8 protein-coding genes are annotated in these 7183 nt (G+C 71.5%); 1 reads left to right on the plus strand and 7 read right to left on the minus strand.

The genetic code is table 11. From position 1 onward, the window contains the following. On the minus strand, positions 1-405 hold a 405-nt coding region (thpR, locus tag NBX02_RS01190; protein ID WP_250289609.1), incomplete at its 3' end, for an RNA 2',3'-cyclic phosphodiesterase. A gap of 173 nt (positions 406-578) precedes the next feature. Between thpR and NBX02_RS01195 the strand changes: the two genes are divergently transcribed. Then, positions 579-1592, plus strand: coding sequence for a Gfo/Idh/MocA family oxidoreductase (locus tag NBX02_RS01195; RefSeq protein WP_250283092.1), 1014 nt, complete (start codon positions 579-581; stop codon positions 1590-1592). A 125-nt stretch (positions 1593-1717) separates the two neighbouring features. Here NBX02_RS01195 and NBX02_RS01200 read toward each other — a convergent pair whose 3' ends face one another. From NBX02_RS01200 to NBX02_RS01225, 6 genes are all read right to left on the minus strand, one after another. Next, positions 1718-2173, minus strand: coding sequence for a MarR family transcriptional regulator (locus NBX02_RS01200; protein ID WP_250283094.1), 456 nt, complete (start codon positions 2171-2173; stop codon positions 1718-1720). Positions 2174-2594: 421 nt separating this feature from the next. Then, positions 2595-3167: a winged helix-turn-helix domain-containing protein gene (locus tag NBX02_RS01205; RefSeq protein ID WP_250283096.1), complete on the minus strand. Its 573-nt coding sequence runs from the start codon at positions 3165-3167 to the stop codon at positions 2595-2597. 518 nt (positions 3168-3685) lie between these two features. Beyond that, positions 3686-4858 carry an LLM class flavin-dependent oxidoreductase gene (locus tag NBX02_RS01210; RefSeq protein ID WP_250289611.1) on the minus strand — a complete coding sequence of 391 codons (1173 nt, stop codon included), beginning with the start codon at positions 4856-4858 and terminating at the stop codon, positions 3686-3688. A gap of 134 nt (positions 4859-4992) precedes the next feature. Beyond that, positions 4993-5508 (minus strand): cupin domain-containing protein, encoded by a 516-nt coding sequence (locus NBX02_RS01215; protein WP_250283098.1) that lies wholly within the window; start codon positions 5506-5508, stop codon positions 4993-4995. Further along, complete coding sequence (locus NBX02_RS01220) at positions 5505-6404, minus strand: ABC transporter ATP-binding protein (RefSeq protein WP_445548198.1); 900 nt, start codon at positions 6402-6404, stop codon at positions 5505-5507. The genes NBX02_RS01215 and NBX02_RS01220 overlap by 4 nt, the downstream gene beginning before the upstream one ends. Further along, a partial coding sequence (locus NBX02_RS01225; RefSeq protein ID WP_250289613.1) for an ABC transporter permease subunit occupies positions 6377-7183 on the minus strand: 807 nt, incomplete at its 5' end. The genes NBX02_RS01225 and NBX02_RS01220, both read right to left, overlap by 28 nt.

Here is a 7183-nt window from a genome sequence, read left to right on the forward strand (position 1 = left end):
GGGCCGGTGGGTCGCGAGCGTGAGGTGCCCCCGCCACTCGCGGGGGTCCAGGCCGTCCGCCCCGGCCTGCCTGGCCGCCTGGGCGACCGCGCGGGCCAGCGGCGCCAGCGGCCGCTCGTCGACCGCCGCGAACAGCACCCGGCTCCCGAACCGTCCGCCACCGGAAATGACCACTGCCGCCGGTGGGTGCTCGGCGGCCACCCGCGCCAGCTCCCGGGCCAGCGCGGGCCGGACGCCCGCGGGCACCTCGCCAAGGAAGGCGAGGGTGATGTGCCAGCTCTCCGGCGGGGCCCACCGCAGCCCCACCGCCGGCCCCGGCCGGCCGGCCCGCAGCCGCTCGACGGCACTGACGAGCGGTCGCAGGACGTCCCGCGGTGGGAGCAACGCCACGAACATCCGAGCCATGACCGCGGATTCTGCATGATGCGGCCACCGGTTACCGACGCTGGTTCCACCATTGATGGGAATGATGGTAATAAGTCGGACAAAAAGATCTCCGCCCGTTGGCGTCGGGAGTTTGATGCCGGGTAGTTACGAATAACGCTCCAGGTCCCCGCGAGGGAGGGCACTATCGGTATGTGACAACGGTTCCCGAACTGGTGGCCCAACGTGATCCGGCAGGCGCGCGCGAATGGCGGGAGCGCCGGCGCGACACCCGGCGCCTGCTGCCCGACCTGCCAGGCGCGATGGCCCTGGCGACGGGCGGCAGCGACCGTACGACCGCATCGGTGCTGCGGGACGCGGGTGTGGACGTGGTCGGCCTGCTCGCGCCCGAGCCGCTGGAGTCGCTGGCCTGGGCGGCGGAGGCCGAGGCGCCACGCGCCTACGCGGATCTGGTCGCGATGCTCTCCGACGACATCGAGGCCGTGTGCATCGAGATGACGCCGCCCGGATCCGACGTGATCGCGCGCCGGTCCGTCGAAGCCGGCCTGCACGTGCTGCTGGCCCGTCCCGCGACCGCCGACCCGGAGTCCCTGCGGGCCGTCGCCGACCTGGCGGAGGAGTCCGGCCTCGCGCACGTCGTCGCCATGGACGGCCGGGCCTGGCCGGCGGCCTGGCATGTGCAGGCGTCGTTGGCCGCGCTCGGCCGGATCACCCAGGTGACCATGCTCGGGGCACCGGCGGGGCAGTCCGGCCGGGCCGAGATCATCGACCTGGTCGTCCGCTGGTGCGGGGATGTGCTCGCCGTCTGCGCCAGCCCGGACGCCATGCCCGCGGCCAGGCTCACCGCCGACGCGCCCGTCACCTTCGCGCTGCTGTTGGCCAGCGGTGCCACGGCGCTGGTCAACGAGCGGCCCGACGGCCGGCTGGAGACCGCCACGATCACGATCTGCGGGACCGGCGGGCGGATGGTCGTGCAGGGCCGCCGCGTCCTGCGCCAGGACGCGGACGGCACGCGCGACCTGCTGATGCGCGCGGTCCCGGGCGTACGTCCCGGCCTGATCGAGGCGACCTACGACGTCGTCCGGGTCACCGAGCTGGGTGACCCCGCTCTGGTCCGTGGCGCGACCTTCCACGACCTGCTCACCATCGCGCGGGTGCTGGCGGCCGCGGACGCGTCCGAGGAGAACAGCGGCTGGGTGGAGCTGTAGGACGGCAGGGGCGGCATGGACGGCATGGACGGGCTGACGCGGAGAGAGGCCGGCGCGCGCGGGGGTGGGCGGTGGGCCACGGTACGGGCGCGTCAGCCCCTGTCACGGGCTGGCGACGGCCTCTGTCACGAGCCGGCCAGCGTGTCCAGGATGGGGGCGGCCCGCTCGAGCGCGGCCATCTCGTCCGGGCTCAGCGACGCCAGCCGTTCGGCGAGCCACTCGTCGCGGCGCCGGCGGTCGGCCTCCAGCAGGTCGATGCCCGCTTCGGTGATCCGCGCGATGACCTGCCGGCCGTCGGAGGGATGCGCGCCGCGGGCGACCAGGCCCGCTTCGGCGAGGTGGGCGACCACCCGGGTCATCGACGGCGGCTGCACCCGTTCGTGCGCGGCGAGCTCACCAAGGGTCATCGAGCCGTGCCGTTTCAGGGTGGCGAGGGTGGCGATCTGAGTGGGCGTCAGCGTGTTCGACCGCTCCTGGCGCATACGCCGCGACAGCCGCATCACGGACAGGCGGAGGACCGACGCGAGCTGGGCTTCGGCCACGCCGTCCATCGGGTCAAGGTACTTCTCCGCTGCGCTCATTACCAGAAAAGCTACGTGTTTCCAGCGGTATGTGCCCGCTGCCGGCTGGCATCGCGGCGGATGCGCCCGGCGTCGGGAGCGGGAGCGGCCGTGACCGGGAGACCGGGCTCCGGCTGACGTCGTGCCAGGCCCCCCGACATGATGATCTCCTTGGCATGATCACGGCAGTTTCTGGGAACCATACCGTACGGTAGGCACTCGGGTATCCGAGCGTCACGGTAGCGGGCACAGTGGGCAACCGGACTCACCGGCATGTCCCGCGCGCCGACGACGAGCCGCCCCGGCATCCGGGACGGCCTTGACGCTCGGGACAGCCGCGCGGCCGGGACACCGGTCAGGCCGCGCCCGGCGGACGGCGGCCGTCCCGAGCGTCGTCCGGTATGGCCGGAGCCGGCCCGCGGCCAGCCGGTCCGGGCCCGGCCTATGCCTGGCGGCCGGTGGGGACGGGGCGGTAACGGTAGCCGACCCGGCGGATGGTCTCGATGCGGTCCCGGTGCTCGGGGCCCAGCTTGCGCCGCAGCCGGGTGATGTGGACGTCCACGGTCCGGCCGGCCGCGCGGGGGTCGTCGTCGAGGTGGTAGCCCCAGACCGAACGCAGCAGCGCGGTCCGGGAGTGCACCAGCGCCGGATGGCGCACCAGGAAGTCGAGCAGTTCGAACTCGAGGTAGGTCAGGTCGAGCAGCTTTCCGTCGACGAACGCGCTCCAGGTGGGACGGTCGATCCACACGCCGCGCTCGGGGCGCTGCGGCGTGGTGGTCGACGCGCCGGCCGGCACGCCGGCCGGTGAGGTGACCGGTGCGCCGGCCGGCGGCTGGACAGCCGGCTGCTGCCAGGAGGCGGCGCGTCCGAGCACCACCACGTCGCGCTCCGGCTGCTGCCGGAGGGGGGTGGCGACCGTCGCGCGGGCGGTTGTCAGGGTATCCAGGCGGCGTCTCTGTGTCACCGTGAGGCGGGGCTGCTCAAGGTGGGACGAACCTGGGCGTGACGCGGTCATGTGAATGACTCCTTCGGATTCCTCGACACCTCTCGGATCCATCGGACCGGCGCCTGGGTGCGAGAAAACATGTTGTGTCGTTCTCGATCAGTGGGTCACATAAATTCTGACGATCGACCGCTACGGCCAAAAGAATTTTGCGGAACGGGCCGGTGAGCGCTGATCTCGTCTCTAGCGCGCGACGGGGCCCGGACAGTACTGATCGAAGTCGTGTTCGCGACGGGGAGGCCAGAAAGCCTCCAGAAGGAGCCCGGCGTGCAGCGGACCAGCGGTGCGCGGTCTCGGCTCCACGTGATAATTCACACCCGAAGGATAACAGAGCGGGAAAGCTTCGTGGAGGTTGCGTTTCGTCGCCCTGGCGCCGGATTCTCCTGTCGTCGGGTGCCGGTTGTGTTCGTCCTGGCGCGCATGGTATCCGGCGATCCCCCCGGGATCGCCGGACGGGGGCGTGGACCGGTTGGCTGGTAGCACACCCGCCTGCCTGTCTACATTACACTCAGTTCACTTTCTCTTCACTCTCAGTTTGCACCCGCGCCGTTGGCCGCCAGCGCCGCGGGTACCGGCGCGATCGTGGTGCGCTTCGCCGCCTCCCCGCGGTCCCGGCGGGCCACCTCCTCGCGGACCAGCGGGATGAGGTGACGGCCGTAGTCGATGGCGTCGTCGTAGGGGTCGTAACCGCGGATCAGCAGCGTGGTCACGCCGATGTCGATGTAGTCGAGCAACGCCTGCGCGACCGTCTCCGGGGTGCCGACCAGGGCTGTCGAGTTGCCCGCGGCACCGGTGGCGGCGGCTAGCGGCGTCCACAGCGCCCGGTCGTGCAGCTCGCCGGCGGCGGCCGCTGCCAGCAGGCGCTGTGACCCGACGTTCGCCGGTGCCGCCTCGGGGCTGAACGCGTGGCGGAACTGGCTGAAGATTCCGTTGGGCGCGTCCAGGTTCGCGCGGGTGTCCGCGAGGATCCGGTGCGCCCGCTCCCAGGCGAGGTCCTCGGTCGGGCCGATGATCGGCCGGAAGGACACACTGATCCCCGGCCTGGGCTGGCCGGCCCGCTCGGCGGCCTGGTTCACCGCGGCGATCTGCTCGGCGGTCTGCGCCAGCGGCTCGCCCCACAGGGCGAACACGTCCGCCTGCCTGCCGCCGACCCGGTAGGCCGCCTGCGACGACCCGCCGAAGTACAGCGGGATATGCGGCTGCTGGACCGGGTGCACGGTGGCCAGATGGTCCGCCAGTTTGTAGTACCGCCCCTCGTGGCTGAACGGCTCGGTGGACGTCCACGTCCGGCGGAGGATGTCGAGATATTCGTCGGTGCGGTCGTAACGTTCGTCCTTGGTCAGGTAGTCGCCGTCCCGCCGCTGCTCGGCGTCGCTGCCACCGGTGATGATGTGGACGGCGATCCGCCCGCCGGAGAAATGGTCGAGGGTGGCGAAATAGCGGGCCGCCACCGTGGGGAAGACCACACCCGGCCGGTGCGCGACCAGATATCCCAGGCGCTCGGTGTGGGCCGCGGCATAGGCCGCGACCTGGATGTTGTCGGGCGAGGCGGAACTGTAGCCGATCAGCACCCGGTCGAAGTCGGCGTCCTCGTGGACGCGGGCGAACCGGCGGACGTAGCTCGGGTCGATGACCGCTCCGGAGCGCCGGTGTGTTTCCGACCCTTCGTTGGTTGAGATCAGTCCGATGAACTCCACGGGCATGGCGTTGACTCCTGGTGAGCATCTGTCGATCATTTTGTGATCATGGTGTGCGAGGCTGGGCCGGATCGCGGCCGCACGGGATCAGCGAACGGTCAGTCAGGACGGCTGGCCGGCACGGCTGGCCAGGACGTTGGTCAGGAACAGCCCTCGATGTCCGGCCCGCTGGTCAGGACCGGCCCGGCCCACCGCAGGTCCTCGAGGTTGACCACGATCCCCTCCTGGGTGCTCCGGGAGATCACGACGATGGCCTCGACGCTCGGGTCGGGGTTCTCCTCGCGGTGCGGGACCCACGGCGGCACGAAGATGAAGTCACCCGGTGAGGTCCGCACCCGGACCTCACGGCCGGGGCCGGGCTCGTCCGTCCCCTCGACCGCCTGGTCGAGGAAGACGAACTCCGGATGGCCGCTGACCACGTAGATGGCGGTCTCGGAGCGGCCGTGGTGATGGTTCCCGGACGCGGTGGCCGGGGCGACGTGCACCTGCCCCATCCACAGCTTGGACGACCCGACGGTCTTGCCGCTGACGGCGGAGAACCGGCGCATCCCCGAGGTCTGCGCGGTGTCCGGGTCGAGCTGCCCCTGGGTGATCTGGTGCAGGCGGCGGTGGAACGGGTCGACGTCCGTGTATGCGGGTATCTGAGAGGAGGTCATGAAAGAATTTTCTGTCTGGGCGCAGGTTCCCGGATATCGGCTGCCGGGCCGGGCTCGCCGTCCCGCGCCGGACGGTCGTCGGCTGCCTCGGAGCGGGCATAGCCGACCCCGAGCCAGCCGAGCAGCTCGGCGCGCAGCGCGACGAAACACGGGTCGCCGACGTCACGGGGCCTGGCGAGGGTGACAGCCGTGCTGTGGGCGATCACTCCGTCCTTCATGACCAGGACCCGGTCGGCGAGCAGCAGGGCTTCCTCGACGTCGTGGGTGACCAGCAGGACCGCCGGGCTGTGACGTTGCCACAACTGCTCGACCAGCCCCTGCGCCCGGATCCGGGTGAGCGCGTCGAGGGCGCCGAACGGCTCGTCGAGCAGCATCAGATCGGGGTCGCGGACAAGTGCGCGGGCGAGGGAGACCCGCTGCGCCTCACCGCCGGACAGGGTCTTCGGCCAGGCGTCGGCCCGGTGGGCGAGGCCCACCTCGGTCAGCGCCGCGGCCGCCCTGGCCCGGTCGGGCCGGCCGGGAAGGCCGAGGACGACGTTGCGCCAGACCCGTTTCCACGGCAGCAGGCGCGGCGCCTGGAAGGCCACGGCCCGCCGGGACGCCACCCGCACCTGACCGCTGATCTCGGTGTCGAGGTCGGCGAGGATGCGCAGCAGCGTGCTCTTCCCGCAGCCGCTGGCGCCGAGCAGCGCGACGAACTGGCCGGCCGGTACGTCCAGGTCGAGGTCGTCGATGACGACGTTGCCGCCGAACGCGCGCCGCAGGCCGCGGACCGTCACGGCGAGCGGGATGCCGTCCGGGGCCGACAGCGGGCCGGCCGCCGGTGGGCGCACGGGCTCCAGGTCCGCCTCCTGGCCGGGCAGGGTGGTCACGTTCCGCTGAATGTCGGTCGCCACGACAGCAGCACCCTTTCGAGAAGTCGGACGATGGCGTCGACGGTGAGCCCGAGAAAGGCGTAGACGACCAGGCAGACGACGATGATGTCGGTGCGCTGGAACTCCTGGGCGTCGTTCATCAGCTGCCCCAGGCCCTGGTGGGCGTTGATCTGCTCGGCGAAGATGAGCGCGAGCCACGAGATGGCCAGCGAGAAGCGCAGCCCCACCAGGACGTTCGGCAGCGCGCCGGGCAGGATGACGTGCCGGATCAGCCCCAGCCGGGTCAGCCCGACCGTCCGGGCGGCCTCGACGAGGCTCACCTCCACGTTGCGGACACCGGCGTAGGTGTTGATGTAGAGCGGGAAGGCGACCCCGAAGGCGACCAGGGCGATCTTCGGGGTCTCGCCGATGCCGAACCAGATGATGAACAGGGGGATCAGGCCCACGAACGGCACGGTCCGGATCATCTGCACCGACGCGTCGATGAGATCCTCGCCGAGCCGGAACAGCCCCGCCAGCAGTGCCAGCAGGATGCCGACGGACCCGCCGAGCAGCACGCCGGTGCCGGCGCGGCGCAGCGACACCAGGATCGCCTTCGGTAGTTCGCCGCTTGTGACGAGATCGGTGCCAGCGGTGACGACCGTCCACGGTGAGGCGAGCAGTTCGGTGGACGTGCTGCCGCTCCAGCTCGCGATCTGCCACAGCAGCAGCAGGAGCAGCGGGCCCACCGGCCGCCGGGCCCAGCGCGGGACGCCACGCCGCCTGGCTGCTGACGCGATGACCGTCGTCAGCGCCGGGGC

The sequence above is a fragment of the Protofrankia sp. CiP1_Cm_nod1 genome (assembly GCF_920888515.1).
Lineage (GTDB): Bacteria > Actinomycetota > Actinomycetes > Frankiales > Frankiaceae > Protofrankia.